This window comes from Amycolatopsis sp. DG1A-15b (genome assembly GCF_030285645.1).
Taxonomy (GTDB): domain Bacteria; phylum Actinomycetota; class Actinomycetes; order Mycobacteriales; family Pseudonocardiaceae; genus Amycolatopsis.
Map to the genome: position 1 here is coordinate 1,926,541 of NZ_CP127296.1, position 25,192 is coordinate 1,951,732.

25 protein-coding genes are annotated in these 25,192 nt (G+C 72.9%); 17 read left to right on the forward strand and 8 right to left on the reverse strand.

Annotation, left to right across the window (positions count from 1 at the left end; translation table 11 throughout):
* The first annotated feature begins 212 nt into the window (after window positions 1-212).
* From QRY02_RS08905 to acpS, 11 genes are read left to right on the forward strand one after another with little or no spacing between them, the layout of a single operon-like run.
* Complete coding sequence (locus tag QRY02_RS08905) at window positions 213-1,790, forward strand: condensation domain-containing protein (protein WP_285991019.1); 1,578 nt, start codon at window positions 213-215, stop codon at window positions 1,788-1,790.
* Between the two features lie 22 nt (window positions 1,791-1,812).
* On the forward strand, window positions 1,813-2,772 hold the full coding sequence (locus tag QRY02_RS08910; RefSeq protein WP_285991020.1) for a ketoacyl-ACP synthase III family protein: 960 nt from the start codon (window positions 1,813-1,815) through the stop codon (window positions 2,770-2,772).
* The gene (locus QRY02_RS08915; RefSeq protein WP_285991021.1) at window positions 2,769-4,112 is read left to right on the forward strand and encodes a preATP grasp domain-containing protein; all 1,344 of its coding nucleotides are present in this window, start codon (window positions 2,769-2,771) and stop codon (window positions 4,110-4,112) included. The genes QRY02_RS08910 and QRY02_RS08915 overlap by 4 nt, the downstream gene beginning before the upstream one ends.
* Window positions 4,109-5,410 (forward strand): type III PLP-dependent enzyme, encoded by a 1,302-nt coding sequence (locus QRY02_RS08920; protein ID WP_285991022.1) that lies wholly within the window; start codon window positions 4,109-4,111, stop codon window positions 5,408-5,410. Before QRY02_RS08915 ends, QRY02_RS08920 begins: the two co-directional genes overlap by 4 nt.
* Window positions 5,407-5,673, forward strand: coding sequence for an acyl carrier protein (locus QRY02_RS08925; RefSeq protein WP_086848245.1), 267 nt, complete (start codon window positions 5,407-5,409; stop codon window positions 5,671-5,673). The genes QRY02_RS08920 and QRY02_RS08925 overlap by 4 nt, the downstream gene beginning before the upstream one ends.
* Before the next feature lie 3 nt (window positions 5,674-5,676).
* Complete coding sequence (locus QRY02_RS08930) at window positions 5,677-6,540, forward strand: hypothetical protein (RefSeq protein ID WP_285991023.1); 864 nt, start codon at window positions 5,677-5,679, stop codon at window positions 6,538-6,540.
* Window positions 6,540-7,487 carry a 3-oxoacyl-[acyl-carrier-protein] synthase III C-terminal domain-containing protein gene (locus QRY02_RS08935; protein ID WP_285991024.1) on the forward strand — a complete coding sequence of 316 codons (948 nt, stop codon included), beginning with the start codon at window positions 6,540-6,542 and terminating at the stop codon, window positions 7,485-7,487. Before QRY02_RS08930 ends, QRY02_RS08935 begins: the two co-directional genes overlap by 1 nt.
* The gene (locus tag QRY02_RS08940; RefSeq protein ID WP_285991025.1) at window positions 7,484-8,092 is read left to right on the forward strand and encodes an acyl-CoA dehydrogenase family protein; all 609 of its coding nucleotides are present in this window, start codon (window positions 7,484-7,486) and stop codon (window positions 8,090-8,092) included. Before QRY02_RS08935 ends, QRY02_RS08940 begins: the two co-directional genes overlap by 4 nt.
* Window positions 8,089-9,228, forward strand: a complete 1,140-nt coding sequence (locus QRY02_RS08945; RefSeq protein ID WP_285991026.1) for an acyl-CoA dehydrogenase family protein — start codon at window positions 8,089-8,091, stop codon at window positions 9,226-9,228. Before QRY02_RS08940 ends, QRY02_RS08945 begins: the two co-directional genes overlap by 4 nt.
* The gene (locus QRY02_RS08950) at window positions 9,221-9,973 is read left to right on the forward strand and encodes a hypothetical protein (protein WP_285991027.1); all 753 of its coding nucleotides are present in this window, start codon (window positions 9,221-9,223) and stop codon (window positions 9,971-9,973) included. Before QRY02_RS08945 ends, QRY02_RS08950 begins: the two co-directional genes overlap by 8 nt.
* Window positions 9,970-10,629 carry a holo-ACP synthase gene (acpS, locus tag QRY02_RS08955; protein ID WP_285991028.1) on the forward strand — a complete coding sequence of 220 codons (660 nt, stop codon included), beginning with the start codon at window positions 9,970-9,972 and terminating at the stop codon, window positions 10,627-10,629. The genes QRY02_RS08950 and acpS overlap by 4 nt, the downstream gene beginning before the upstream one ends.
* A gap of 529 nt (window positions 10,630-11,158) precedes the next feature.
* Here acpS and QRY02_RS08960 read toward each other — a convergent pair.
* Window positions 11,159-12,148: a LuxR C-terminal-related transcriptional regulator gene (locus tag QRY02_RS08960; RefSeq protein WP_285991029.1), complete on the reverse strand. Its 990-nt coding sequence runs from the start codon at window positions 12,146-12,148 to the stop codon at window positions 11,159-11,161.
* A 181-nt stretch (window positions 12,149-12,329) separates the two neighbouring features.
* Between QRY02_RS08960 and QRY02_RS08965 the strand changes: the two genes are divergently transcribed.
* The 5 genes from QRY02_RS08965 to QRY02_RS08985 all read left to right on the forward strand — a co-directional run bounded on the left by QRY02_RS08965 (window position 12,330) and on the right by QRY02_RS08985 (window position 18,807).
* Window positions 12,330-12,596 carry a phosphopantetheine-binding protein gene (locus QRY02_RS08965; protein ID WP_285991030.1) on the forward strand — a complete coding sequence of 89 codons (267 nt, stop codon included), beginning with the start codon at window positions 12,330-12,332 and terminating at the stop codon, window positions 12,594-12,596.
* Entirely contained in the window at window positions 12,589-14,121 is a 1,533-nt protein-coding gene (locus QRY02_RS08970; RefSeq protein WP_285991031.1) for an acyl-CoA ligase (AMP-forming), exosortase A system-associated, read from the forward strand. The genes QRY02_RS08965 and QRY02_RS08970 overlap by 8 nt, the downstream gene beginning before the upstream one ends.
* Window positions 14,122-14,209: 88 nt before the next feature.
* Entirely contained in the window at window positions 14,210-15,049 is an 840-nt protein-coding gene (locus QRY02_RS08975; RefSeq protein ID WP_285991032.1) for an ABC transporter ATP-binding protein, read from the forward strand.
* Window positions 15,033-15,794: an ABC transporter permease gene (locus tag QRY02_RS08980; protein ID WP_285991033.1), complete on the forward strand. Its 762-nt coding sequence runs from the start codon at window positions 15,033-15,035 to the stop codon at window positions 15,792-15,794. Before QRY02_RS08975 ends, QRY02_RS08980 begins: the two co-directional genes overlap by 17 nt.
* Window positions 15,795-15,813: 19 nt before the next feature.
* On the forward strand, window positions 15,814-18,807 hold the full coding sequence (locus tag QRY02_RS08985) for a beta-ketoacyl synthase N-terminal-like domain-containing protein (protein WP_285991034.1): 2,994 nt from the start codon (window positions 15,814-15,816) through the stop codon (window positions 18,805-18,807).
* 18 nt (window positions 18,808-18,825) lie between these two features.
* On the opposite strand, the gene QRY02_RS08990 is transcribed toward QRY02_RS08985, so the two are convergent.
* From QRY02_RS08990 to QRY02_RS09000, 3 genes are read right to left on the reverse strand one after another with little or no spacing between them, the layout of a single operon-like run.
* Window positions 18,826-20,070: an MAB_1171c family putative transporter gene (locus tag QRY02_RS08990; RefSeq protein WP_285991035.1), complete on the reverse strand. Its 1,245-nt coding sequence runs from the start codon at window positions 20,068-20,070 to the stop codon at window positions 18,826-18,828.
* A complete protein-coding gene (locus QRY02_RS08995; RefSeq protein WP_285991036.1) occupies window positions 20,067-20,627 on the reverse strand; it encodes an ImmA/IrrE family metallo-endopeptidase in 561 nt (186 codons plus the stop codon). Before QRY02_RS08995 ends, QRY02_RS08990 begins: the two co-directional genes overlap by 4 nt.
* Window positions 20,624-21,046 carry a helix-turn-helix domain-containing protein gene (locus tag QRY02_RS09000; RefSeq protein WP_285991037.1) on the reverse strand — a complete coding sequence of 141 codons (423 nt, stop codon included), beginning with the start codon at window positions 21,044-21,046 and terminating at the stop codon, window positions 20,624-20,626. Before QRY02_RS09000 ends, QRY02_RS08995 begins: the two co-directional genes overlap by 4 nt.
* Before the next feature lie 265 nt (window positions 21,047-21,311).
* On the opposite strand from QRY02_RS09000, the gene QRY02_RS09005 reads away from it, so the two are divergent.
* Window positions 21,312-21,890, forward strand: coding sequence for a fascin domain-containing protein (locus tag QRY02_RS09005; RefSeq protein ID WP_285991038.1), 579 nt, complete (start codon window positions 21,312-21,314; stop codon window positions 21,888-21,890).
* A 79-nt stretch (window positions 21,891-21,969) separates the two neighbouring features.
* On the opposite strand, the gene QRY02_RS09010 is transcribed toward QRY02_RS09005, so the two are convergent.
* The 4 genes from QRY02_RS09010 to QRY02_RS09025 are packed head-to-tail and all read right to left on the reverse strand — an operon-like array spanning window position 21,970 to window position 25,171.
* A complete protein-coding gene (locus tag QRY02_RS09010; RefSeq protein ID WP_285991039.1) occupies window positions 21,970-22,716 on the reverse strand; it encodes a thioesterase II family protein in 747 nt (248 codons plus the stop codon).
* The gene (locus QRY02_RS09015) at window positions 22,713-23,780 is read right to left on the reverse strand and encodes an HAD-IIIC family phosphatase (RefSeq protein ID WP_285991040.1); all 1,068 of its coding nucleotides are present in this window, start codon (window positions 23,778-23,780) and stop codon (window positions 22,713-22,715) included. Before QRY02_RS09015 ends, QRY02_RS09010 begins: the two co-directional genes overlap by 4 nt.
* On the reverse strand, window positions 23,777-24,916 hold the full coding sequence (locus tag QRY02_RS09020; protein WP_285991041.1) for an acyl-CoA dehydrogenase family protein: 1,140 nt from the start codon (window positions 24,914-24,916) through the stop codon (window positions 23,777-23,779). The genes QRY02_RS09015 and QRY02_RS09020 overlap by 4 nt, the downstream gene beginning before the upstream one ends.
* A 3-nt stretch (window positions 24,917-24,919) precedes the next feature.
* A complete protein-coding gene (locus tag QRY02_RS09025; protein ID WP_043787964.1) occupies window positions 24,920-25,171 on the reverse strand; it encodes an acyl carrier protein in 252 nt (83 codons plus the stop codon).
* Between the last annotated feature and the right edge of the window lie 21 nt (window positions 25,172-25,192).

Genomic DNA, 25,192 nt, shown 5'->3' on the forward strand with positions numbered 1-25,192 from the left:
TGTTGGGATTTCCCCGCGGATCCGGTCCGCGATTCCTGCGTTCCGGCGGGGCCAACCCAGATTCACCGACGAACCCTTGCGGGTCAAGGAAAACTCCGCACCACCCGGTGTCATGTTCGTGCCACGGAGAACGTGCCACCGCCAGGGGCTAACCATTTGCGCCGCGCACCGCCCACCATCGGCGTACGACGATTCACGGTTGGAGGCCCCGGATGCCCGAGGCGAAGAGCGCGAACCTCTGCTGGGGACAGCACCACCACCTGCTGCGGTACCTGCGGGTGCCGGCGCCGTCCCGGCACGAGGCGCACATCGGCACCAGCTACCCGCTGCCCGCGGGCTGCACGGTCGCGGCGGTCCGCACCGCGCTGACCCACCTGGTGCGCCGGCACGAAGTCCTGCGCACGGTCTACGACCTGACCGGCACCGCGGCGGACGGGCGTGCCTGGCCGCGCCAGATCGTGCAGCCGCCGGCACCGCAGCCGGTGACCGAGGCGACCACGGAGGACGCCGTGGACGTCATCGCGCGCCTCACCCGTACCCCGTTCGACCTGGCCCGCGAGTGGCCGCTACGAGCCTGCGTGGTCACCACCGGCGGCCGCCTGGTCCGGCTGCACCTGGTCTTCAACCACCTCGCCTTCGACGACGTCGCCCTCGACCGCCTGGCCGCCGAGCTCGACGAGCTCCTGGCCGCGCGCACCGAGGGCCGTCCTGCGGTGCTGGACCCGGTCGATCACCAGCCGGTGGACCTCGCCCGCTTCGAGGAGAGCCGCACCGAGGCCGACCTCGAACCCGCGCTGGGACACTGGCGCGACATCGTGGAGAAGCTCCCCGCGGACGTCTTTTCGGCGCGCCGCAGGACCTCCGAGGCCGCGCACAGCGCTTCCTTCACCGTCCCGTCGCTGCTGTCGGCCGCCCGGGCGATCGCGGCCCGCGAGCACGTGTGGCCCTCGGCCGTGCACCTCGCCGCCTATGCCGTCACGCTCGCCGCCTACACCGGGGAAACCCTGGTCGCGCACCGGATGTACACCAGCCAGCGCGACGCCAGCGGCTTCGGCGGCGCCGTCACGTGCCTGTCCTATCCGACCCCGGTGCTCGCCGACCTCGACGGCGATCCGCTCTTTTCGGCCGTGGTCAAGGCGTCCGCCACCCGCGTGAGCCAGGCGATGACGCACGCCCACGTGCCCTACGACCGCGTGTACGAGCTGATGGCCGAGGAGGGCGTCCGTGTGGTCGCCGAGCTGAACTTTCTCGACAACGCGCCGCGCTCGTGCCGCACCAAACGCGACCGGTACGCCGTCAACGCGGCTCCTGACGACTGGGCGCGGGCCGGCTCCGACAGCTACCTGCGCGTGTACGAATGGGCCGACGGCATCACGCTGGCCCTGCAGGCCCTGGACGCGGTCATGGATGCCGAGGCCGTCGAACGGTTCCTCCGCGGCTACGCCCGGCTTGTCGAAGCCCACCGCGATCCCGGCACCGACCTGCGCGTCAGCGAGGCCGCCATGCTCATCGGCTTCACCCCGCCAAAGCCACCGCGGATCCGAGCCGAACCCGAGCCGACCGGAACCGCGCCCGCCGAACGCGTCCTCACCGAGGTCGTGGCCGAGGTCAACGGCCTCGGCGAGGTCGACCCGGGCCGCAGCTACACCGGCGCGGGCGGACGCGTGCTGCGCCTGCCCCGCGTGGTGGAGGCCCTGCACGAGCGCGGCTGGTCGGCCGGGCTCGTCCCGTTCACCACCGCCCGCCCCTTGTCCGCGCTCGCGCACGAACTCGTGCCGGCCCGCGGCTGAGCCGGACGAAGAGGAGGAAACCATGTCCCTGCTCGAAGCACCGCGCCTGGAACGGGTGGCGTCGTTCGTGCCGGAGACGAGCCTGCCGGTCGCGGAGCTGGCCGGCCCGCTCGGCCTCGACGCGACGCAGCTGCGCTTCTTCACCCGTTTCCTGGGTCTCGACCGCGTCGCCGTCGCGGACGGCCTGGAGCTGGCCGACCTGCTGGCGGGCGCGGGGGAGCGCGTGCTCGCCGGGACCGACCGCGACTCGGTGCGGTTCCTGGTCCACGCGCACACCATGCAGCACGTCGCCGTGGCCACGCCCGGCCTCCTGGAAGACGTGCGGACGCGGCTGCGGCTGCACCGCGCGACCGCGTTCAGCCTCTCGCACCTCAACTGCGTGGTCGGGATCCACGCCCTGCACGTGGCGCGGTCGCTGCTGGCCACCGCGGCGCCGGGCGACCGCGTGCTCGTGCTGACCGGCGACAAGGTGCTGATGCACGAGGCCCGCCTGATCCGCGACACGACGATCCAGGGCGACGGCGCCGCCGCGGTGCTGCTCGGCCCGGACCCGCGCGGCGACCGTGTCCTCGGACGTGCGCTGACCGTGCTGGGCGAGTTCTACCGCGGCATCGACTGCGACGAGGCCCTTCAGCTGCAGTACAAGCACGTCTACCCGGAGGCCCTCGCCCAGGTGATGCAGGACGCGCTCGACGACGCCAGGGTCGCCGCCGCGGACCTCGCCGCCATCCTGCCGCACAACGTCAACAAGCTGTCCTGGAAACGCATCACGGGCGCGCTCGGCGTGCCGCGGGACCGCGTGTTCCTCGACAACGTCGGGAAGTACGCCCACTGCTACAGCTCCGACCCGTTCATCAACCTGGCGGCGGCGCGCGCGGACGGGCGGGTCGATCCGGGGGACCTCGTGCTGCTGGCTTCGGCCGGCCTCGGGGCGACCTTCGCGGCGGCCGTCGTCGAGATCGGAGAAGGGAACCAGGGATGAATTTCGTGGCACGGCTGAAGAAGGACCTCACCGGCGACGCCGGGGCGCGGTTCGTCTTCGTCAACAACTTCGAGGTGGAGCGCAGCTGGGCGGTGGGCGAGCCGAAACTGCCCGGCGCCGGCATCTCGTTCGCGGGGGCCACCGTCAACCGCATGGAGGAGATGGGCGCGCTGCTCGCCGGCGAAGGCGACCTGGTGGTGCTCAAAGCCCCCATGGACGCCGCGTTCGCCGGCTACCTCGCGCGGATCGGCGCGGCCGACGGCTCGGCGCTGATCGCCGAGCACAACGACCCGGACGCGATGGTGACCGAGGACGCGCTCAACTCCCCGGAGCTGCTGGGCAAGCTGCGGGAGCTGGCCGACGGCAACACCTACCTGATGCCGCTGGGCATCTCGGCGTCGGAGGAGGCCCTGGCGAAGGAGTCCGGGCTGCCGCTGGCCGGCTCGACCGCGCAGATCTGCAAGGCGGTCAACGGCAAGGTGTTCAGCCGCGGCCTGGTCGACGCGCTCGGCCTGCGCCAGGTGCCCGGCCGGGTGGTGCACACGGTCGGCGAGCTGCGGGACGCCCTCACCGCCCAGCTGGCCTCGGGCGGCCGGGTCGTGGTGAAGGAGTCGCTCGGCGTCTCCGGGCGCGGCATGGTCGTCGTCGAGGACGAGCGTGGCGCGAACCGCCTGCTGCGCCTGATCGAACGCCGCGGTGCCGACGCGCCCGCGAACCTGGTCGTCGAGTCCTGGATCGAGCACGCCCAGGACCTCAACTACCAGTTCGTCGTCTCCCGGACCGGCGGGGTCCGGTTCGAAACGGTCAAGGCCGCCGTGCTGAAGAACGGCGTGCACCAGGGCCACCGGTTCCCGGTGGAGCTGCCGCCCGTCGCGGCGCGCGAACTCGCCGAAGCCGTCGAGAAGATCGGGCGCGCGCTGCACGACGAAGGGTTCTTCGGCATGGTCGGCGTCGACGCAATGCTGGCCGCGGACGGCACGCTCTACCCGTGCCTGGAGATCAACGCCCGGTTCAACATGTCGACCTACCAGAGCCGGATCGCCGAGAAGTTCATCCCCGAGGGCCGGCACGCCATCGCCGCGACCTTCTCGCTGAAGCTGCAGCGCACCCACACCTTCGCGGAGGTCGAAAGCGCGCTCGGCGACCTGTTCTTCACCGGCGCCGGCGACACCGGCGTGCTGGTCAACAACTTCGCGACGCTCAACGCCGCGGCCACCGGCGAGGGCTCCTTCCACGGCCGTCTCTACGCGATCTGCGTCGGGGACTCGGCCGAGGAGGCCCTCGCCGTCCGGACCGAGGCCGAGCGCCGCCTCGCGGAAATGGCAGGGAACGAGGCATGACCGACATCGACTACCAGGACCTGGCCGAGCGCTTCGGCACACCGCTGTACGTCTACGACGGCGACGTCCTGCACGCCACCATCACCGGCCTGCGCGCGGTGCTGCACCCCGCGCTGGAGGTGTTCTACTCCCTCAAGGCGAACCCGAACATCAGCGTCTTCGCCGCCCTGCACGGCGGCGGCGCGCGGGCCGAGGTTTCGTCCATCGTGGAGCTGCAGACCGTGCTCGAGGCCGGCGCGCGGCCGGACGACATCGTCTTCCTCGGCCCCGGCAAGAGCGAGCAGGAACTGCGGGCGTGCCTGGACACCGGCGTCTACGCGATCGTCTGCGAGTCCTTCGACGAACTCGACGACATCGAACGGCTCGGCGCCGAGCTCGGGAAGCGGCAGCGGGTGCTGCTGCGGATCAACCCGACCTGCGCGATCAGCGGCTCCCGGCTCACCATGGGCGGCAAGCCCCGCCAGTTCGGCATCGACGAGGCCCAGGTCCTGGCGGCCGGACCGCGGCTCGCGGCGTACCGCCACGCCGACGTCGCCGGCATCCAGGTCTACATGGGCACGCGCATCCTCGACGCCGAGGTCATCGGCAAGAACACGCGCTACGCCCTCGACCTGGCCGAGCGGGTCGCCGCGGAGACCGGGATCCGGCTGGAAGCCGTCGACATCGGCGGCGGCCTCGGCGTGGCCTACTTCGAGGGCGAGGACGACCTCGAAGCCGCCGACGTGGCCGCCGAGATCAACCCGATGCTCGAGCAGTTCCACCGGGCGCACCCGGCGACCCGGCTGATCATGGAGTCCGGCCGGTTCCTGGCCGGTCGCGCCGGGGTCTACGTGCTCGGCGTCCGGTACGTCAAGGAGTCCATGGGGGAGCGGTTCGCGGTCGCCGACGGCGGCACGCACCACCACATGGCGGCCGTCGGCATCGGCTCGTTCGTCAAGCGCAACTTCCCGGCCGTGCTGCTCACCCCGCGCGCCGCCGGCGAGGACACCGACGACACCGTCGAGCCGCGCCCGTGGACCGTCACCGGCCCGCTGTGCACGCCCAACGACACCCTGCTCAAGCAGGTGAAACTGCCCGACCTGCGCCGCGGCGACCTGGTCGGCGTCCTGAACTCCGGCGCCTACGGGCCGTCGGCCTCGCCCGGGCTGTTCCTCAGCCACGGGTTCCCCGCCGAGGTGCTCGTGCGCGGCGGCCGGGCCTTCCTGGTCCGCGACCGCGACGAGCCCGCGGACCTGCTGCGCAAGCAGCACCTGCACCAGCCCACCACGACCGACCGCATGGGAAGTGAGCCGAGATGAACCGCACCGAGATCGTCGCCCACCTGGAGATCGCCCTGTCCGCCGTGCTCAACAAGGAGATCGGCGGCGTCACCCCGGAGCTGCGCCTGTTCGAGGACCTGGCGCTCGACTCCACCAGCGTCATCGAGCTGCTGATGAGCCTCGAGGACACGATCGGCCTCGAGATCGACCCGGACGAGCTGGGCCCGGAGGTCTTCCGCACGGTCGGCAGCCTGACCGACTACATCGAGTCGGCCTTCGCCAGGTCCGCCGCGGCGGTCTGAGCCATGTCCCTCCAAACCCTCGCGCCCCCCGGGCGGGCCGCGGTACCCCCGCGCCCGGCCGGGGTGCACCTGACCGGCGTGACGCACCGGGTGTTCACCGAACGCGCCAAGCCGGTGTTCGGGATGCGCCCGGAACTGGCCCGGCTCATGGTCGAGACCTTCGGTGCCGCGGCGGACCAGGAGGACTTCCTGGCCCGCACCGGCAACGGGTTCATCGAGATGACCGAGGCCCTGCTGGCGGACGCGGGTACCCCGCTGCCGCCGCTGGACGCGGTGGTGCTCGCCTACCACTCGCCCGACCTGTACCACTCCGAAGTCGCCGGCTGCTACCTCGCCGGACGCCTGCCCGGCAACCCGGAACCGTGCTCGGTCGCCGGACCCGGGCCGGGCGCGGCGTTCACCGCGCTGCGCCTGCTGGACGGCATGTGCCGGCTCGGCGAGGCGGCTTCGGCGGCGCTGCTGGTCTTCGACCAGAACGCCGTGCTGTGGGACAGCGGCCACCCGGCCACGCACCGCCCCGACGCCGCGGTGCTGCTGCGGGCCGGCGCGACCGGCGACGTCGCCGTGACCGAGCTGGAGGAGGTGCGGCTCGACGAGTCCGGGCCGCACACCGCCACCCTCGCGCTGGCCGACGTGCTCTACCGGCACCCGGGCGTGCGGGTGCTGGCCGGCGCCGGACTCGCCCAGCGGCTCGCGGGCACCCCGTACGCCGGCCGCGTCGAAGCGGTGCCGGACCTGTGGTGCACCGGTGTGTGGGCGGGTCTCGCGCGCCTCTGGCCGCTGGACGAGCCGGTGCTGCTGGCGGACTTCGAGCCCACGGGCGGCACGTTCTGCAGCTGCCTGCTCGTGCCGGGGAGGGAGCACTGATGGACACGGGGCTGTCCCGGGTCGCCGTGCGGCTGCCCGGCCGCGTCGAGGCCGTCGACGACGTGCTCGTGCGGTCGGGCGCCAAACCGCTGGAGCGGCGCATGTTCGGCCGCATCTACGGCCTGCGCGACAGCCCGGTGCTCGCGCCGGGCGAGCGGATGGCGGACCACCTGGCCGAGGCCGGGCGGACCGCGCTCGGCGGCGGGCCGGCGAGCCTGGTGCTCTACGGCCACACGCTGCTCATCGCCGAGCTGGACCTGTGCGGCACGTTCCCGGACCGGCTGCGCGACGCGCTCGGCCTGCCGGGTGTCCCGTTCTTCGGGGTGTCGCACGTGAACTGCACGTCGGTGCTGCGCTCGGTCGAGCTCGCCCGGCGCTACCTGGCCCGCCCGGGCGCCGCGCCGGACGACCGGGTGCTCGTGCTCGGCGGCGACCAGGGCAGCGCGAGCGACCGCGGCCGCTACATCCCGGGCACGACCATCGCGGGCGACACGGCCGCGGCGCTCGTGGTGTCCCGCGGCCCGGCGCGCTACCGCTACCTCGGCGGCGCGACCGCCCGGGACACCCGGTTCCACCACAGCCTGCGCATGACCAAGGAGGAGTTCGCGCTCTTCGGCAAGGTCTGCTGCGAGCAGGCCGTGTCGGTCGTGGGCGCCGCGGCCCGGGACGCCGGCCTCACACTGTCCGATGTGGACTGGGTGCTGCCGGACCTGTCCAACCGCATGTTCTGGCGCACCTTCAGCGGGCTGTCCGGGTTCCCGTTCGACCGGATCCCCTTGGAGCTGGTCGCCGAGCGCGGGCACAACTTCGGGGTGGACTCGCTGCTCGCCCTGCAGCACGCCGACGCGGCCGGCCGGCTGCGTCCCGGGCAGCGCTGCGCCCTGGTCTCCGTGGGCCAGGGCGCCTACTTCCAGTCGGTGATCGTCGAGGTCGTGGAGGAGAAGTGACCACCAGCCTGCTCGAATGCGAGCGGACCGCGCGCAGCGACGGCCTTGCCGCCGGACTCGCGCGCGCCCTGCCCGCCACCCCGGCCGACCGGCTGGCCCCCGGCCGGTACGCGGCCGTGCCCGCCGGAGCCGTGCCCGAAGGCGCCGAAGTGCGCACGCACAGCCTGGCCGACCGCGAGGACATCGTCTTCCTCGCCTGCCCCGGCCGTCCCCGCGAAGAACGGGACGCCTACGAGCTGGCCGACTTCGGCCGGCACCTGGCCGCCGTCCGGCTGGGGGTGCTTCGCTCGGTGCTCGACCACGTCGTCGAGCACCTGTCGAACCGCACCTCCGGCGACGAACCGCTGATCCGCAAGCAGCTGATCGCCGGCGCGATCGGCGACGTGATGGCCGCGGTGGAACGGCTGCGCGCCCAGGTGCGCTCGCAGCGGCACCCGGTCGCGGTCGCCGACGTGCACCGCGAGCTGGACGAGCTGGGCTGGCGGGTGGCCCAGCACCTCGGCGCGTCGGGTTTCCTCGCCATCTCACCCGCGCGGTCGCTCTACGTCTCGGCCCTGGTGGCCGGCACCTGGGTGGACCGGGAACCGGAAGGAGAACCGGCATGATCGAGCTGAGCGAACGCGTCCGCGCGGTCCGCGACCTGAGCCGGGAGGCGGCGGTGGACCTGCGATCGCGGGCCCTGGCCATCGACACCGACCCGGACGCGATGGACGAGCACTACGGCTCGCCCGTGTTCGAGATGGTGCGGCAGGCCGACACACCGCCGCAGTACCGTGAGTCCCTGCCGTCGACGCCGTTGCTGCGCGCGATGGAGCGCGGCTCGTGCCTGGAGAACGTGGCCGGGCTGATCGAACTGGCCCGCGGCGACGTCGGGGCGATCCTGGCCTGCCCGTCACCCGGCCTGGCCGGGGTCTTCGTGGAGCTGCTCGGCACCCCCGAGCAGCAGGAGTGGTTCTTCACCCGGATGCACGGCGGCCGCCGCTGGTCGTTCTTCGCGATGACCGAGGAGAGCCGCGGCAACGACGCGACCGCGATGGAGACCCGCTTCGACCGCGACGGCGACGGCTGGCGGCTCAACGGCGGCAAGTGCTACGTCGGCAACGCCGCCCGTGGCAGCGTCGGCGTGGTGTTCGGCCGCACCGGCCGCGGCGCGCTGTCGATCCGCGCGGCGCTGGTCGAGGTCCCGGCACCCGGCTGGCACGGCGAAAAGCTCGACATGATCGGGCTGCGCGGGGCCTACATCAGCCGGCTGTCCTTTTCGGACGTCGCCGTCCCCGCGGGCCGGATGCTGGGGGACCACCTGCCGGCGACGCGGCGGGGGATCTTCGCCGCCATCACGACGTTCAACCACATGCGGGTGCGGATCGCCGCGTCCGCCGTGGGCACCGCGCTGGCGATGGTCGAGTACGTGCTGGACCACCGCAAGAACGCCCCCGGCGGTCAGCTCGCCCTCGCGCGCGCCGAGGCCGGGCGGGAGCTGGTGTACGAGGCCGCGGCGCGGATCGACCGCGACCCCGAGCGCGGCTACCTCTCCAGCGCGGCGAAGCTCGGCGCGGTCGGCCTGGCGGTGGGGACGGCGCACTGGGCGTCGGCCGCTTTGGGCCCGGCCGGCCTGATCGAGCACCCGCTGCTGGAGAAGTGGACGCGGGACGTGCACGCCTTCGAGTTCATGGAGGGCACCGGCAATATCCACCGCCTCCACGTGGCGCGGGGGTACCAGGCGGGAGACGCCGATGCCTGACCTCGGGATCGACACGATCGCGTTCGCCGCCGCCCGGCGCGAGGAGTACGTGCCGCTGGCGTCGCTGCCCGGCGCTGCCGACCTGGTGCCGCCGGAGCGGCTGGCCGCCGCCGGGATTCCGCTGTCCCGGTTGATGGTCCGGATCCCGGAAGACGACGACGTCGACGTCACCGCGCAGGTGCTCGCCGCCCTCGGACCGCCGGTCGTCCCGCAGCCGCTGTTCTTCGTGCGGTCGGGTCCGCTGCGCGACCCGAACGTGGCCGCACTGGCCGGGCTGGTGCACCGCACCGGCTGGGCGGGCGAGGACATCGGCTTGTCCCACCTCGACGAGCTCGGCGGCACGGCCGTCTTCGGGCTGCTGGAGTGGGCGGTCGAGAGCGAGGCGACGGCGGTCATCTGCGACGAGCCGCTGTTCGCCGACTCGGCCTGCGGCCACCCGCGGTTCGCGGCGGTCGGCGTCCGGCTGCGGCGCGGAGCCGGTTCCCCGCTGGCGGTTTCCGGCTGTGGGGAGGGAAAACCCGCGTTGACGGGCGGCCACCGGTTCACCGGCCGCGGCCCGTGCGACGCGTGGCTGGCCTTCTGCGCGGCGCTGGCCGAAGGAGTGGTCACCGACGGCGACCGCGTGCTGCTGCACACGCGCGGGCCGCTGCGCGAGGGCTGGCTTTCGCTGCTCGCCGTGGATGTCGCGGCGCTGCGGCTGGTCCCGGCCGCCACGGCGAGTTTGCTCGGGGGGCGGAGTGGATGAGAATCGGCGTGGACCTGATGTCGATCCCGCGGTTCGCGGAGGTCGCGGCGCACCCCCGGTACCGGACGCTGGTCTTCACCCCGGTGGAGCTGGAGCAGGCCGCCCGGATGGGTGCCGAACGGTCCCTGGAACGGCTGGCCGGGCGGTTTTCCGTCAAGGAGGCCACGTGCAAGATGCTGGGCCGTGGCTTCGGCCAGGGCCTGCGCTGGCGTGACATCGAGGTCACCAACGACGACTGGGGAGCGCCGCTGGTGACGTTGGGGGGCGGCGCGGCGGAGATCGCGGAGGAGGCGGGCCTGGAGGAGATCACGGTGACGTTGAGCCACCAGGTGGACCTGGTGGTCGCGGTCGCGGCGGCGGGCTGCGCCCGGCCGCCCCGCCCGTTCCGCCGCGCGGCCGCACCTGCGGTGCCGGTCGTCCCGGCCCGCTTCGACGAACTGGCGGCCCTGGCCGCCGACCTGTTCTCGGTCCCCGCCGGCGAGGTGGCCACTGCGGCATCGTTCGCGGGCGATCTGGGGGTCACGTCGGTGGTGGTGATCGAGCTGCTCGCCCGGATCGAGCACCGGTACGGCATCCGGATCCCGGAGGCCGGTATCTACCGGATGACCGATCTGCAGCGGACTTACGGCGTCGTGGCCGAGGCCGCGGGTTGGTAGGGCGGGCAGAGAGGAGGGGCCTTCCGCGAGCGGAAGGCCCCTCCTCGTGAGTGAGGTGTGTTGTCGGCCGGGCTCACCCGCCCGACACCAGCGGCCCGGCGCGGTCCGGCCTGGCCTGGCCCGGCCTGGCGCGGCCAAGCCTGGCGCGACCCGGCCAAGCCTGACGCGACCCGGCCTGGCCTGGGGCGGCGCGGCCGGGCGCGGCCCGGCCCGACCCGGCCTGGGGCGGCCCGGCCCGGCCTGGCCTGGCCTGCCGAAGCCTGGCGTGGCCTGGCCCTGCCCTGCCCGGCCAAGCCTGACGCGGCCCGGCCCGGCCTGGGGCGACCCGGCCGGGCGCGGCGCGGCCAAGCCCGGGGCGACCCGGCCAAGCCCGGGGCGACCCGGCCAAGCCCGGGGCAACCCGGCCAAGCCCGGGGAAACCTGGCCCGGCCAAGCCAGGCGCGACCCGGCCAAGCCCAAGCGCCCCAAGGTGGCCTTCGGCGCGTTGAACGACCGAAGGCCACCTTGGGGCGCCTGTTGCGCCGGCGTGTCAGGCGAGGGTGAACCGCGATGCCGCCTGCACTCCGGCCTGGAAGCGCGACACCGCGTCAAGGTTCTGAAGCATCGCGGCGATGTGCCGCCGGCAGGTCCGCACCGACATCCCCAGCCGCCGCGCCACGACCTCGTCCGTCAGGCCCTGGGCCATCAGGCGTGCGATCGTCTGCTGCAAATCATGGGCGATTCCGCCGCTGTAGCCCTGGTCTTCGGCCGCGTACGGGGTTGCGCCGTCCCACAGCTGGTCGAACAGGCCCAGGAGGAAACGCACCATGCCCTGGTCGCGGACGCGGCGGGCCGAGAGGTCGGCGACGTCCAGGGTCACCGCCAGCGAGCGGTCGAAGACCACCGCCGCCTGGGGGACCCGGCTCAGTGTGCGGATGCGGGCTCCGCGGCCGGCGAGCTGCGTCAACCGGGCGCGGGCCGCGTATCCCGCGCGGCTGCGGTGGGGGCACACCAACCGGACGCCCACGCCGTCGCCCAGCACCGAGTAGCACGCGTCCAGCAGCTCGTCGACCAGGTCGTCGGCCGCCTCGCCCGGGTGCAGGACCACCAGCTCGTCGCGGCAGACCTCGGCCGCCAGCTTGACCAGGCCGCGGATCTCGGCGATCCCCTCCAGCCGGTCGAGCGCGGCGCCCGTGACGCCGGCCGGAGCGCGGGTGATGCCGTCGATGCGCTCGCGCAGCCGGTCGGCCAGCTCGCGTCGCTCGTACATCGCGCGTTCCAGCGGCGTCACGGCCAGCTCCGCGGCCGCTTCGGGTTCGCGGGGGACGAGGCCGCCGTCGGCGGCCGTCCGCAGCAGGTGCAGCTCCACCAGCCGGGCCGCGGCCGCCTGCACCGTGTCGGCCGGCAGGCCGAGGTGGGCCGCGGCGGTGTCCACGGACGTGATCCGGCCGCAGCGCGCCGCGTAGCGGTACAGCTCGGCTTCCGGGTCGGGTTCGGGCATGGAGAACGCCCCGGGCGGCGGGAGAGTGACCGTCGACATCGTGCCTCCAAGGCGGGATCGGCTACTTCGTCCACCGTCGCAGCCGGTCTTCTCGGGGCGCTCTCACGCCGCTCTCGACCGGCAGTGGCGGGATGAGAGCGCGGTGATGGCCCGGTGAGTCCGCGCGGTGGTGTCCTCGGGAGGACAACGGTTGACCGCCGAAGCGAAACAGGGTGACGAAATGCCTGAATCCCCCATCCCGCCAGGGTTCCTCGAGATCCTGATCGCGCACCTGCCCTACGCGCTCGGGGACCGGGTCGCCGAGGACGACGACCTCGCCGCGCTCGGGCTCGACTCGATGGGCGTCGTGCAGCTCGTCACCGACCTGGAGGAGACCTTCGGCTTCGAGCTGCCCGACGAGCTGCTCACCGAGGACTCCTTCGCCACCGCGGGCAGCCTGTGGGCCGCCGTCGCGGAGTTCGTCGCGCCGGAGCCCGCCGATGTCTGAGGCCGCCGCCCCGGTGCGGCTCGACCGGCTCCTCGCCCGCGGCGCGGCCGGCGATCCGGCCCTGACCTACAAGGACCGGACGCTGACCTACGCCGAGCTCGCCGACGAGGTCACGCGCGTCGCTCACGGCCTGCACCGGCTCGGCGTGCGCCGCGGGGACCGGGTGGCCGTGTACGCGGAGAAGCGCCTCGAGACCGTCGTCGCGCTGTTCGCCGCCGCGGCCGCGGGTGCGGTCCTGGTGCCGCTGAACCCGCTGTTCAAGGCCCGGCACATCGCCCACGTGGCCGCCGACTGCACACCGGCCGTGGTGCTCACGACGGCCGAACGGCGGGCGACGGTCCGTGAAGCGGTGCCCGCGGCGACCCCGGTCGTCGTGTTCGGCGAGCCCGCGTGGGACGCCTTGACCGCGTCGGAGCCGGAAGCGGTGCCCGGCGCGGTGATCGACCAGGACCCGGCCGCCATCATGTACACCTCCGGCAGCACCGGCGGCCCCAAGGGGGTCGTGCTGTCCCACCGCAACCTGCTCGCCGGCGCCGCGAGCGTGGCGGAATACCTCGGCCACACGCGCGACGACGTCGTGCTCGCCGCGCTGCCGTTGAGTTTCGACGCCGGTTTCAGCCAGCTCACCACCGCGTTCGCCGCCGGCGCGCACGTCGTGCTCGTGAACTACCTGCTGCCCCGCGAAATCGTCCGGCTGTGCGCCCGTCACGGCGTCACCGCGCTCACCTGCGTGCCGCCGTTGTGGCTGCAGCTGGTGACGCAGGAGTGGCCCGCCGAGGCGACCGCACGGCTGCGCTACTTCGCCAACACCGGCGGCCGCATGCCCCGCGCCACGCTGACCCGGCTGCGCGAGCTCTTCCCGGCGGCGCAACCGTTCCTGATGTACGGCCTCACCGAAGCGTTCCGCTCCACCTACCTCGACCCGGCCGAGGCGGACCGCCGTCCGGGCTCGATCGGGAAGGCGATCCCGAACGCCGAAGTCCTCGTGCTGCGCCCCGACGGCTCACCGTGCCTGCCCGGCGAGCACGGCGAGCTGGTCCACCGCGGCGCCCTCGTGGCGCTCGGCTACTGGAACGACCCGGAACGCACGGCGGAGCGCTTCCGTCCGGTGCCCGGCCCGGAAGGCCTGGTGCGGCCGGAAATCGCGGTGTGGTCGGGCGACACCGTCTACCGCGACGAGGACGGGTTCCTCTACTTCGTCGGCCGGACCGACGAGATGATCAAGACGTCGGGCTACCGCGTCAGTCCCGCCGAAGTCGAAGAGGCCGCGTACGCCACGGGCCTGGTGGGGGAGGCGGCCGCGCTCGGCGTCCCGGACCCCGTGCTGGGCCACCGGATCGTGCTGGCCGTCGCTCCCGAGGGCGACGCCGAGGCGCTTTCCCGGGCGCTTGCGAAGGAACTGCCCGCGTACATGCTGCCGCGGCGGATCGAGGTGCTGCCGAAGCTGCCCCGGTCGGTCAACGGCAAGTTCGACCGCGTCGCGCTGCGGGAGGCGGTGAGCGCGGTGCCCGCCGGCTCCGAATGACGGCAGTTTCCTGCCACCGCGGGAGTGCTCGTTTCCCGTGGTCCCCGTGCGACAGTCCAGAAGCCGTGAACCGCAAGGAGCGATCCCCATGTTGCAAGCAATAGACCTCCGGAAACGCTACGACGAAGTGCAGGCCCTCGACGGCTTCAGCCTCGACGTGGCCGCGGGCGAGATCGTCGGGCTGGTCGGCCACAACGGCGCCGGCAAGACCACCTTCGTCGAAATGGTGTCCGGGCTGCTGCGCCCGGACAGCGGCACGGTGCTCGTCGACGGCGAATCGCCGACGCGCGCCCGCGACCGCATCGGCATCTCCCCGCAGCACATCGCCCTCTACCGCCCGCTGACCGTGCGCGAGCACCTGGAGCTGTACGGCCGCCTGGCCGGTCTGCGCCGGGCCGCGCTGCGCTCGGCGATCGACGACCTCACGGCCGTGCTGCGGCTGGAGAGCTTCCTGAACCGCACCTGCGGCCTGCTCTCGGGCGGCCAGCAGCGGCGGGCGCAGGCCGCGACGGCACTGGTGCACCGGCCGGCGCTGCTGCTGCTCGACGAGCCGACCGCCGGTGCCGACCCCGAGACCCGTCAGGCGCTGCTCGACGTGGTCAAGCAACGAGCAGGCGAGGGAGCCGCAGTGGTCTACACCACCCACTACCTGACCGAACTGACCGACCTGCAGGCCACGATCGCGGTGGCCGCCGAAGGCCGCGTGATCGCCCGCGGCAGCGCGGACGAGCTGCTCTCGGGCCTGCCCGGCGAGGTCCGCGTGCGCACCGCCGACGACCAGCTGACCGTCTCGACCACCGACCCGACCGGCACGCTGCTGGAGCTGCTGCCCACGGTGACGCGGCCGGTCGAGTCCGTCGAACTGCGCAACCCCAGCCTGGACGACCTCTACCACTCCCTGGCGGTGACCGATGTCGACGCGCACTGACTCCCTCTACCGGGCCGGCGCCCTGGTCCGCTACAACGCCACCCTGCGCCTGCGCGACCCGTCGCAGCTGATCAGCTACCTGATCACGCCGATGATCTTCATGGTGCTCTTCCAGCCGCTGTACGTGAAGGCACTCGGCACCGGCGCGGTCGAGGCCGTGACCGGGCAGCTGGTGATGTTCTCCGTGTTCGCCATGGCGATCGTGGGCAACGCGATCTTCGTCGAACGCGAGTGGCGCACCTGGGACCGGCTGCGCGCCAGCCGCGCCGCCCGCGCGGAACTGCTGATCGGCAAGGCCGTCCCGGTGTTCGTGGTGCTGCTGATCCAGCAGGGCGTGCTCATCATCTACGGCTGGCTCGTCGTCGGGATGCCGTTCCCGGTCTCGCCCGGCCTGGTGTTCGGGGCGATGTGCCTGTGGGGCTTCATGCTCCTGGCCATGGGCGCCGCACTGTCCACTGTGGTCCGCAGCCGCGGTGACCTGATCGTCGCCGTCGACCTCGGCGCGATCACCATCAGCTCGCTCGGCGGCTCGCTGCTGCCGGTGTCGCTGATGCCGTCGTGGGCGCAGGCGATCGCGCCGTTCTCCCCGGGCTACTGGGGGCTGTCGCTCATCCGCTCGGCCATGGCGGGCAACGCCGAGGCGATGCTGCGCCCGGCGCTGATCGTGCTCGGCATCGGGCTCGCCACCGGGGCGTTCGCCACCTACCGGCTCGCCCACGGCTGGGGCCGCAGCCACCTGCTCTGACACACCGGAAGGACCTGCCATGACGGAACCGGCACACGAATCGGCCGTGGCGCTCGTCGGGATGGCGGGGCGGTTCCCCGGCGCCGCCGACGTCGAGCAGCTGCGCCGCAACCTCGCGGCCGGGATCCCCGGCCTGCGGGACCTGACCGACGAAGAGCTCGCCGCCGCGGGCGTGGACCCGGCCACTCCGGGCCACGTCCGCGTCGGCGGCCCGGTGGCCGGCGGCGTCGAGACGTTCGACGCCGCCGCCTTCGGGCTCGGCCCGCGCGAGGCGGAAACCCTGGAACCCCACCACCGGCTGCTGCTCGAATGCTCGTGGGAGGCGCTGGAGCGGGCCGGCTACCGGCCGACCGATCCCGGCGTGCCCGTCGGGCTGTTCGCCGGCTGCGCGTTCCCCGACTACCTGACCCGCAACCTCCCCGATCTCGCCGCGGAACCCGGCGGCAAACCCCTGCTCTCCGCGGGCGTGGAGCGTGACTCGCTCACCTCGCTCGTGTCGTACAAGCTGGGCCTGCGCGGCCCGGCGATCACCGTGCAGACCTACTGTTCGACCTCGTTGGTCGCGGTGCACCTGGCGTGCCAGAGCCTGCTGACCTACGAGTGCGACCTGGCCTTGGCCGGGGGTGCGGCGCTGCCGCTGCCGCAGACCGGCGGCCACGTCTCCGAGGAAGGCGGCATCCTGTCGCCCGACGGCCGGGTCCGTGCCCTCGACGCGGCCGCGAACGGCACGGTGATGGGGTCCGGCGCCGCCGTCGTCGCGCTGAAACGCCTGGAGGACGCCCTCGCCGACGGTGACGTCGTGCACGCGGTGATCCTCGGCTCCGCGGTCAACAACGACGGCCGGGACCGCGCCGGGTATCCCGCGCCCGGGGTCGCCGGGCAGGCCGCGGTGGTCGACACCGCGCTGGCCGTGGCCGGGGTGAAGCCCGAGACGGTCGGTTACGTCGAGTGCCACGCCGTCGGCACGCCGCTGGGCGACTCGATCGAGCTGGCCGCGTTGAACCGGGTGTTCGGGCCCGGCCGCGCGGCACCGTGCGTGCTGAGCTCGGTCAAGCCGAGCATCGGGCACCTCGATCGCGCGTCCGGCGTCACGTCGCTGATCCGGGCGGCGCTGAACCTGCGCGACGGCGTCCTGCCGGGCACCGCCGGGTTCCGCACCCCCAATCCCGCTCTCGGTGACCGGTTCACCGTGCTGCCCGCCGACCTTCCCTGGCCCGCGGACGGCACGCCCCGCCGCGCGGGGGTCAGCTCGTTCGGCGTCGGCGGGACGAACGCGCACGTCGTGCTGGAACAGCCGCCGATGCGGGAACCCCGGCCTTCGAGCGGTCCCTGCCTGCTGACGTTTTCCGCCGGTGACGCGGTCGCGCTCGACGAGGTGACTTCGCGGCTGCGCGCCCACCTGGCTTCGCACCCGGACTCGGATCTCGGCGACGTCGCCTTCACCCTCCAGGTCTCGCGCGGCCACTTCGCGCTTCGCCGGGCGGTGGTGGCCCGGGACCTTCCGGACGCGGTGGCGGCTCTGGCCGATCCCGGCCGCTGGATCGACGGCGAAACGCGCCGCCGGGACCCGCGGTTCCGCCTGGTGGCGGGCAGCGGCTCGGAGTGGGCGTCGACGGCCGCGGCCGCGCACCGCCTGCTCGCCGGGGACGACGTCCCCGCGCCTGCCCCCACGCGCGACGGCGCCCTGTCGGCGTTGGCCGCCGGGCTGACCCGGCTGGGCATCCGGCTGGACGAGAACGCCACCGACACTCTCGTCGTCGAGAGCGGGTCGGCGCAGGAGTGGGTGCTCGAGAGCTTGGCCCGGCTGTGGATCGCGGGCTGCACGCCGGACTGGCCGGCTCTGCACCGCGGCGCGGCCCGGCGGGTCGAGCTGCCGCCGTACCCGTTCCAGCGCAAGCGGTGCTGGGTCGACCCGGTCGCCGATCCGCGCCCGGCGGCTCACGTGCCGTCGTGGCGGCCCGACCCGCAGCCGCTGGCCGGTCTCGAGAGCCGGATCCGCGCCGCGGGGCCATGGCTGCTGTTCGCCGCCGATCCGGTCGGTGAGGCCCTCGCCGAACGCATCACCCTGGCCGGGTCCGAAGTGATCACGGTGCGGCCGGGAGCCGGATTCGAGTGCCTGGACACCGGCGACTTCGTCGTCGGCCCGGGCGACCTGCCCTCGCTGCTGCGGTCGCTCGTGGTCGTCCCGCGGACGGTCGTGCACGGGTTCGCCCTCGGTGGCTCACCCGGGGACGTCGAGGCGGCGGCCGGGCTGTGGCCCGGAATGGTCACGCTGACGTCCGGCGCCGTCGGCGTGCTGGGGCCCGACCTGACCACGCCGTCGCACGCGGCGCTCACGGCGCTGACCGCGCGGCACGTCGACGTCGGCGTTTCGGTGCCCCTCGACCAGGTCTTGGCCGCGATCCTGCAGGCGGAGACCCCGCTGGCGGTGCGCGGCGACCAGTCGTGGCGGCTGCACCACGAGCCGTACGAGCTGACCGGGCACGCCGAAGCCGAGGTGCACCGCGCCGTGCCGGACCTGGGCGGACGGCGGGGGATCCTCCTCGTCCGGCCGGATCCCGCCGGTCGCACCCTGGCGGCTCGGGCCCGGCTGGCCCGGCTCGCCGGCCGCGGGCGGTGGACCACGGTGGTGTCCACTTCGGACCCGGCCCCGGACGTGCTCGCCGCGGTGGCCGCGGCCGACCACCTGACCGAGGTGGTGCTCTCGGGGGTGCCCTTGGTCCGGCCGGTCCCACCCGGTGCGGCTGCCGAGCCGTCGGAGCCGGTCCGGCCGCGGCCCGCGCTGGGGACACCGTTCGTGGAGCCGGAGCCGGGCCTCGAGCAGGAGGTGGCGGCTCGCTGGGCGGCCACGCTGGGCTACGAGCAGATCGGCGCGGACGACAACTTCTTCGACCTGGGCGGCCGTTCCGCCGGCGCGGTCCGCATCGCCGCCCACTGGAACCTCCCCGCGACGGCGGTCGTGGAGCTGCCCACGGTCCGGCTGCTCGCGGCTCGCATCGCCGGACTGGGCTGATTGACGCCGAATCTTCAGTCAGGCGGTTCGGTGCCGGGGAGCGACTTGGCGACCTGCACCAGCCAGGCCACATCCGCCGGGAGGTCGGCTTCCCGGACGGGGGGGCTCAGCGTGATGGCCGCCCGGTTCGCCGGGGGACTGGCCGGCTCGGTACCGGCGCAGCCCGGCGGCGAGCATCACGGCTTCGGCGTGGGCCGCCCTTCGTGGCCCCGGCAGCGTCGACTCGCTCAGCGCACGTCGGTAGTCGGCGTCCCGGCAGTGGCCGAGCAAGGCGCGACGAGCGTCCCAGATCTGCATGACCCGCAGATGCAGCCGCAGGTCGAAGTGACGGTGCAGCGGTGACCAGCGTTCGTCCCACCTCGCCAGCGCGCGTGCCGTCCGGCCGGCGCGCGGCGACGGCGTGCGGAGCCGGCTGCCGGGCCGTGACTCCGGCAGGGACAGGCGGACCCGGGGGAAGGCACCGGTGAGCTCGGCCCACAGCGGATGGAGGCGCCGGTGCGCGTGGTAGGCCCACCACCAGGCTCTGACCTGGGACAACCGCGGCCCCCAGAGCGGGGCGGTGAGCCCGGACAGGGAAAGGGGCACGGCGACCGCGAGCAGCCAGCCGATGAGCGAGCCTTCCTTCGCCGCGGGCTGGTGACCGGTGACGGCAAGGGTCAGGTACGCGGCGTGGAGCAGGAAGTAGAGCACTCCGGCGAGCAAGCCTGCGGTGCCGGCCAGCAGCCCGCGGCGGATCCAGTGGTCGTCGGCCCGGCGAGACCACGTCCAGGACGTCTTCGCCAGGGCTCCTACGATGACCCCGGCGTAGATCGTGAACACCACCAGGTAGCCGGCGGCGAGCGAGCTTTCGCTGTAGCGCCCGAGGTGCGCGGCGGTGAAGTCGCCGGGGTCCGCGAGCACCGCCGGGATCACCATGAGCGTGAGGGTCGCCGCGAGCACCCAGGCCTGCCGGACGGTGCGGCGGACGGCTTCCCGGTGCTCGTGGACCAGGAAGGCGTAGGCGCTGTAGCCGGAATACAGCCCCACGACGGTGCAGACGTGTTGCGTGGTGGCCGAGATCCGCGCCCAGAGGGGAAGCGGACGGGTGGCTTCCGCGCCGTATTCGAGCAAGCCGAAGTAGAGGCCGAACGCCACGAGCAGCGCGCACAGCCACGCGCAGACCAGCGCGTTGTTCCAGGGATTGCGCAGCACGGCGCGAAGGAAGAGCAGCCAGGCGGCGGTGGCGCCCGCCGCGGCGAGGACGGTGCTGTCGAGGAAGATCACCAGCGGGGCCGCCGGACGAGGAGGGCTTCTTCGAACCGCTTGTTGACCTCGGCGACGACGTCCGAGCGGCGTGGCCGGACACCCCGGCGCCGGACGGCGCCGGCCCGCACCGACATCAGCGCTGCCGCGATCTCGGCCACCTTCTCCTCGATCGCCGAATAGCCCGCCCGCTTGGCGAACCGCTGCGCACCTCGCACCGCCTCCGGATCCAGCTCGTCGAGCTCTTCGTGCGTCAGGTCGCCGACGGAGGTGCCGCGGTGCCCGAACAGGACGTGGGCGGCTTCGTGCATGATGACGTGCTCCCGCTGCAAGGGCGGCAGGGTCTCGTCGACCACGATCACCAGGTCCTGGGCGCGCTCGATGACCAGACCGCCCGCGCCGTCGCGGGGCAGCGCGGTGGCGAGCAGGGCGACGCGTTTGCCGCACCGGCCGGCGATCTGCTCCAGCAGCGCGTTCAGGTCGAACGGAACCGGCCAGGTCAGTTCGTCCAGCACACCCTCGATCGCGCGCCGCACGACGGACAGGCTCGCCCCGGCCGAACGGAGGGGATCGGTCATGCCCCGGTGGCCCCGGGAGCGTCCAGTTGTTCGATGAGCCGGGCGACCGCGAGCAGGCTTTCCGGGGACAGGCTGCCGAGCCGGGCGTTGATGCCCGTGACGCCGCCGCGATCGGCGGCTTCCTGCAGGCGCTGCGCGGCGGCCAGTGACTCGAGCTGCTCGTCGGCGACCGCGGCCTTGTCGTCGTCGAGGAAGTACGTCACCTTCACGCCGAAGAACCGGGCGAGGGCTTCGAGGGTTTCGATCTTCGGGTTCCGCTCCTGGCCGGTGCGCAGCTTCCACACCGTGGTGCGCGACTTCCCGATGTGCTCGCCGATGGCCTGGTCGGTGACGGTGTGCTCGCCGTCGCGAGCCGCCTTCTTGGCGATCAGGGTGGTCAGCGCTTGGTCCAGAGTGCGCCGCGGATCCGGTTCGGCCATCGTCCACCTTGTTCAGTAAACTTTACTTGACGCTGTTGTCGGGTTCATCCTAGTATCCCTGATGTCGCTTTCCGGAGTCCCGGGCGGCGACGCCAAGGGGGACGACGGACGTGTGGGGAGCACGTCCGTACTCAATGCCTGTGCGTGTCTCGCGCCGGGCGCTTCCGTGTGATGCACCGCTTCGGTGACACTGCCGGTGATCGGCGCGTGGCCGGGACACCGTCCCGAATTCTCCCCTGCACCCATCAGAACAGGAGTGGATTCGATGGTGAACACGAAATCACGAATCGCGGCGGCGGTGGCACTGTGCCTGCTGACCGTGTTGTCGTTCACGCAGCCGGCCTCGGCCGCCGAGGAGTCGTCCGTCCGGATCACGGGCACCCAGTGGTACGCCGGCTCGCCGAACTGCCGGACGGTGTACCTGCGCTCGAACGCGAGCTTCTACTGGGTGGCCACGGAACTGGGTGGCGGCGACCGGCGGTTGCGCGCCCGCACCAACGGCGACAACGGCTTGGGCACCTGGGAGCGGTTCACCCTGCGCGGCAACGGCTACGACTACACCCTCCGGTCCACCGAGGGCAAGTACGTCTCCGCCGACGTGGGCGGTGACGGAACCCTGTACGCGCGGGCGAACGTGCCGGACGCGTGGGAGCAGTTCCACATCTACTCGTACTACGACATCGACTCCCACAACACCAACATCAACATCACGTCCGTGGCGAACGGCCGGTACGTTTCGGCCGACATCGGCGGCGACGGCACGCTCCGCGCTCGTGCCACGGCCCCCGACCTGTGGGAGGGGTACCGGATCTACCTGGTGGAGGACAACGCCTGGGCGTGCTGACGGTCGCCGGGCCAACGGGTGATGGGCCCGCCGCCAGGGGTATTGGCGGCGGACCCACCACGTTCGGGGGTGGCCCGGCTCAGGACCAGGGGCGGAGGGCGGCGGCCAGGTGGGCCAGGGTCACGTCCTCCTGCTCCAGCACCGCGAAGTGCCCGCCCTCCAGGACGTGGCCGCGGAACGGGCGGACCGTCTGCTCCCGCCACGCCAGCACCGATTCCACACTCGCGCGGACGTCGGTGGTGCTCGCCAGCGCCGTCACCGGGAGCTCCAGCGGTGGCCCGGGGACATACGCGTACGTGTTCTTCACCGTCAGGTCCGCGCGGATCGGCGGCAGGATGAGCCGCAGGACGCGGGGGTCGTTCAGGAACACCTCCGGTGTTCCGCCCAGCGTGCGCAGCAGCGCCACGATCTCCGCGTCGCCCATGCCCGCCACGATCGGGTCGTCCGGGGTCAGCCATTGCGGCGCCGGGCAGCCCGACACCACCAGCTGCACCGGCATCGAACCGCCACGGCGAGCGATCTCCCGCACCAGCTCGAACCCGACCAGCGCGCCCAGACTGTGGCCGTAGACCGCGTAAGGTGAGTCGTCCGACAGGACGAAGTCCGCCAGATCCGCGACGAGCGAAGGCATGGCCGTGTGCGGGGTGTCCTTCTGCCGCGTCTCGCGGCCGGGTGGCTGGACCGGGCACACCGTCACCCCGGGCAGCCGGCCGATCCACGAGCGGAACGCCGACGCCGAGCCACCCGCGTGCGGCAGGCAGTACAGCCGCACGTTCCCCGCCGTCGCGGGGAACGGCAGCCAGCGGCTCGCCACGGCCGTCGTCACGACTCCACCTCGAGCGCCACGTACGCCGGCGGCTCCTGGATCGCGGAAAGGTCCGCCGCGAGCACCACGTGCGCGCCGTCCCGCGAAACCTCGCGGAACCCGCTGAACGCGTAGGTGATCTGCATCATCCGGTTGCGTCCCGTCTCGACGAAGTCCGCGCGCAGCCCCGCGCCCGCCGCGCGAGCCAGGCCCATGACGTGGCCCAGCAGCACCGTCCCGACCCCACGCGACATCACCCGGCACGACATCAGCATCATGTTGAGCCGCCAGTCCGGCGAACCCTTCTCCAGCAGCGCCAGGCCGATCTTGCCGTAGGAGCCGAACTTGTCGGTGAGCGACGCGACGAGCAGCACGTGGTCGTCCGAGGAACGCAGCGCGTCCAGCTCGTCGTAGGAGTAGGTCCGCCCGGTCGAGTTGAGCTGGTTGGTGCGGACGGTCAGCTCCTCCGCCCGCTGCAGGTCCTCCCGCCGGGCCGGCGCGATGGTGAACCGCAGGTCCAGGCTCGCGAGGAAGTCCTCCCCGGTGCCCGCGAAGTCCGCCTCGACGTCGTCGCGCGCGAGCTGGCTGAAATACATCCCACGCCGCTGCGCCGACTCGTCGGTGACGAACCGCGGCGCGAACTCCGGACGCCGCAACACCTCGTCGGCCTCCAGGATGTCCACAGTGGTCACCTGCGGCAGCGCGAACGCCACCTCGGCGCGCTCGAACTCCTGGTCGTCGACGAACGCGAACGCATCCAGCCCCAGGTTGAGCTTTAGCGCGATCTGGCCGATCGACACCGACTTCGCGTTCCACGAAATGCGCGGGAACAGGAAGTACTCGTCCAGGCCGAACTCGCGCAGCTTCGCCATCGCGGCTTCGTGGTCGTTCTTGCTGGCGACCGAGTGCAGCACGCCCATCGCGTCGAGCCGCTTGACGTGCTCGACCACCCACGGGCGCAACCGGACTTCGCCGTCCTCCAGAAGAACCCCGTCCCAGACGGTGTTGTCGAGGTCCCACACCACGCACTTGATCTTGCCCTGCACCGGCTTCGCCACGGCCGCCGGCTCGATGAGACTGGTCACGGTACCTGCTTCCGGTAGGCCTCGGCGGCGATGGTCATCCGCTGGATCTCGGTGCTGCCCTCGATGATTTCCATGACCTTCGAGTCCCGGTAGAACCGGGCGACGGGGTAGTCCCCGCTGCAGCCGTTGGCGCCGTGCACCTGCACGGCCTCCGACGCGTGCTTCGCGGCCGCGGTGGAGGCGAAGTACTTCGCCACCCAGGTGGCCATGATCGTGGCCGAGTCGCCCCGGTCCTTGAGCCGGCCGGCCTCGGCCAGCAGCAGCCGGGCCGCGCGGACGTCGGTGACCATGTCGGACAGCTTCGCCTGGATCAGCGGCAGGTCCTTGAGCGCCGTGCCGCCGACGGTCCGCCGGGTCGTGTAGTCCGCGCACGTGTCGGCGCAGGCCTGGATGATGCCCACCGACCCGGCCGCGACGCTGTAGCGGCCGAGGTCGAGCGTGCCGGTGAGGACCATGCCGGAGGCGAAGCCGCTCGGCCCGAGCAGCGCGTCGGCGCCCAGCCGGACGCCGTCGAAGCCGATGGAAGCCAGCATCGACGAGCGGGTCCCGAGGATGTCGTCGATCGGGGTGACCGTGACGCCGGGCGCGTCACGCGGCACGAGCAGCGCGACCGTGCTGGCCGGGCCCTTCGCGAAGACGAGGAACAGGTCCGCGCGCTGCCCGTTGGTGGTCCACTTCTTGAGGCCGTCGAGCCGCCAGCCGTCGCCCTCGGGGGTGGCGGTGGTGGTGATCGCGGCCGTGTCGCTGCCCGCGCCGGGCTCCGACAGGCAGAACGCGCCCAGGACGCGCCCGCTCGCCAGCTCCGGGCCCCACCGGTGCTGCTGCGCCTCGGTGCCGAAGCGCAGCAACGCCCAGGAGAGCATGGTGTGCACGGTCAGCAGGCTGCGGACCGACGAGCAGCCGCGGCCGACCTCCTCGTGGAGTTCGCCGAGGGTGACCATGTCCGTGCCGGCGCCGCCGAGCGCGGGCGGCAGGAACGGCGCCCACAGCCCGGCTTCGGCGATCTTGTCCAGCAGGTCCTCGGGGATCCGCCCGGCCTTGTCCCACGCGTCGGCGAAGGGCACGACGTGCTCGTCGACGAAGGCCCGCGCGGCCTCGCGGCCGGGCGCGCGGACCGCGGTGAGTACCTCCGGCACGGCTCAGCCCACCGTCGCGGCCGGGCGCAGGCGGCCGACCAGCTCGGTCATCGCCGCCGCGGTGCGGAAGTTGTCGATCCGCAGCTCGTCGTTGGGGATGGTGACGCCGAAGGTCTTCTCCAGGTGCATCACCAGCTCCATGGCGAACAGGGAGTTGATGTAACCGAGCGAGAAGATGTCCTCGGTCTCGGTGATCGCCGCCTGCGGGAAGCGGCCGGTGATGAAGGCGAGGATGTCGCCGGTGGTCTCGGACATGGCAGGTGCTCCTTCGGTTTC

Bases quoted from the DNA above. Each gene is read 5' to 3' on its own strand.
- QRY02_RS08905 (WP_285991019.1), top strand. From the start codon at position 213: ATGCCCGAGGCGAAGAGCGCGAACCTCTGCTGGGGACAGCACCACCAC.
- QRY02_RS08910 (WP_285991020.1), top strand. From the start codon at position 1,813: ATGTCCCTGCTCGAAGCACCGCGCCTGGAACGGGTGGCGTCGTTCGTG.
- QRY02_RS08915 (WP_285991021.1), top strand. From the start codon at position 2,769: ATGAATTTCGTGGCACGGCTGAAGAAGGACCTCACCGGCGACGCCGGG.
- QRY02_RS08920 (WP_285991022.1), top strand. From the start codon at position 4,109: ATGACCGACATCGACTACCAGGACCTGGCCGAGCGCTTCGGCACACCG.
- QRY02_RS08925 (WP_086848245.1), top strand. From the start codon at position 5,407: ATGAACCGCACCGAGATCGTCGCCCACCTGGAGATCGCCCTGTCCGCC.
- QRY02_RS08930 (WP_285991023.1), top strand. From the start codon at position 5,677: ATGTCCCTCCAAACCCTCGCGCCCCCCGGGCGGGCCGCGGTACCCCCG.
- QRY02_RS08935 (WP_285991024.1), top strand. From the start codon at position 6,540: ATGGACACGGGGCTGTCCCGGGTCGCCGTGCGGCTGCCCGGCCGCGTC.
- QRY02_RS08945 (WP_285991026.1), top strand. From the start codon at position 8,089: ATGATCGAGCTGAGCGAACGCGTCCGCGCGGTCCGCGACCTGAGCCGG.
- QRY02_RS08950 (WP_285991027.1), top strand. From the start codon at position 9,221: ATGCCTGACCTCGGGATCGACACGATCGCGTTCGCCGCCGCCCGGCGC.
- acpS (WP_285991028.1), top strand. From the start codon at position 9,970: ATGAGAATCGGCGTGGACCTGATGTCGATCCCGCGGTTCGCGGAGGTC.
- QRY02_RS08960 (WP_285991029.1), bottom strand. From the start codon at position 12,148: ATGTCGACGGTCACTCTCCCGCCGCCCGGGGCGTTCTCCATGCCCGAA.
- QRY02_RS08965 (WP_285991030.1), top strand. From the start codon at position 12,330: ATGCCTGAATCCCCCATCCCGCCAGGGTTCCTCGAGATCCTGATCGCG.
- QRY02_RS08970 (WP_285991031.1), top strand. From the start codon at position 12,589: ATGTCTGAGGCCGCCGCCCCGGTGCGGCTCGACCGGCTCCTCGCCCGC.
- QRY02_RS08975 (WP_285991032.1), top strand. From the start codon at position 14,210: ATGTTGCAAGCAATAGACCTCCGGAAACGCTACGACGAAGTGCAGGCC.
- QRY02_RS08980 (WP_285991033.1), top strand. From the start codon at position 15,033: ATGTCGACGCGCACTGACTCCCTCTACCGGGCCGGCGCCCTGGTCCGC.
- QRY02_RS08985 (WP_285991034.1), top strand. From the start codon at position 15,814: ATGACGGAACCGGCACACGAATCGGCCGTGGCGCTCGTCGGGATGGCG.
- QRY02_RS08995 (WP_285991036.1), bottom strand. From the start codon at position 20,627: ATGACCGATCCCCTCCGTTCGGCCGGGGCGAGCCTGTCCGTCGTGCGG.
- QRY02_RS09000 (WP_285991037.1), bottom strand. From the start codon at position 21,046: ATGGCCGAACCGGATCCGCGGCGCACTCTGGACCAAGCGCTGACCACC.
- QRY02_RS09005 (WP_285991038.1), top strand. From the start codon at position 21,312: ATGGTGAACACGAAATCACGAATCGCGGCGGCGGTGGCACTGTGCCTG.
- QRY02_RS09025 (WP_043787964.1), bottom strand. From the start codon at position 25,171: ATGTCCGAGACCACCGGCGACATCCTCGCCTTCATCACCGGCCGCTTC.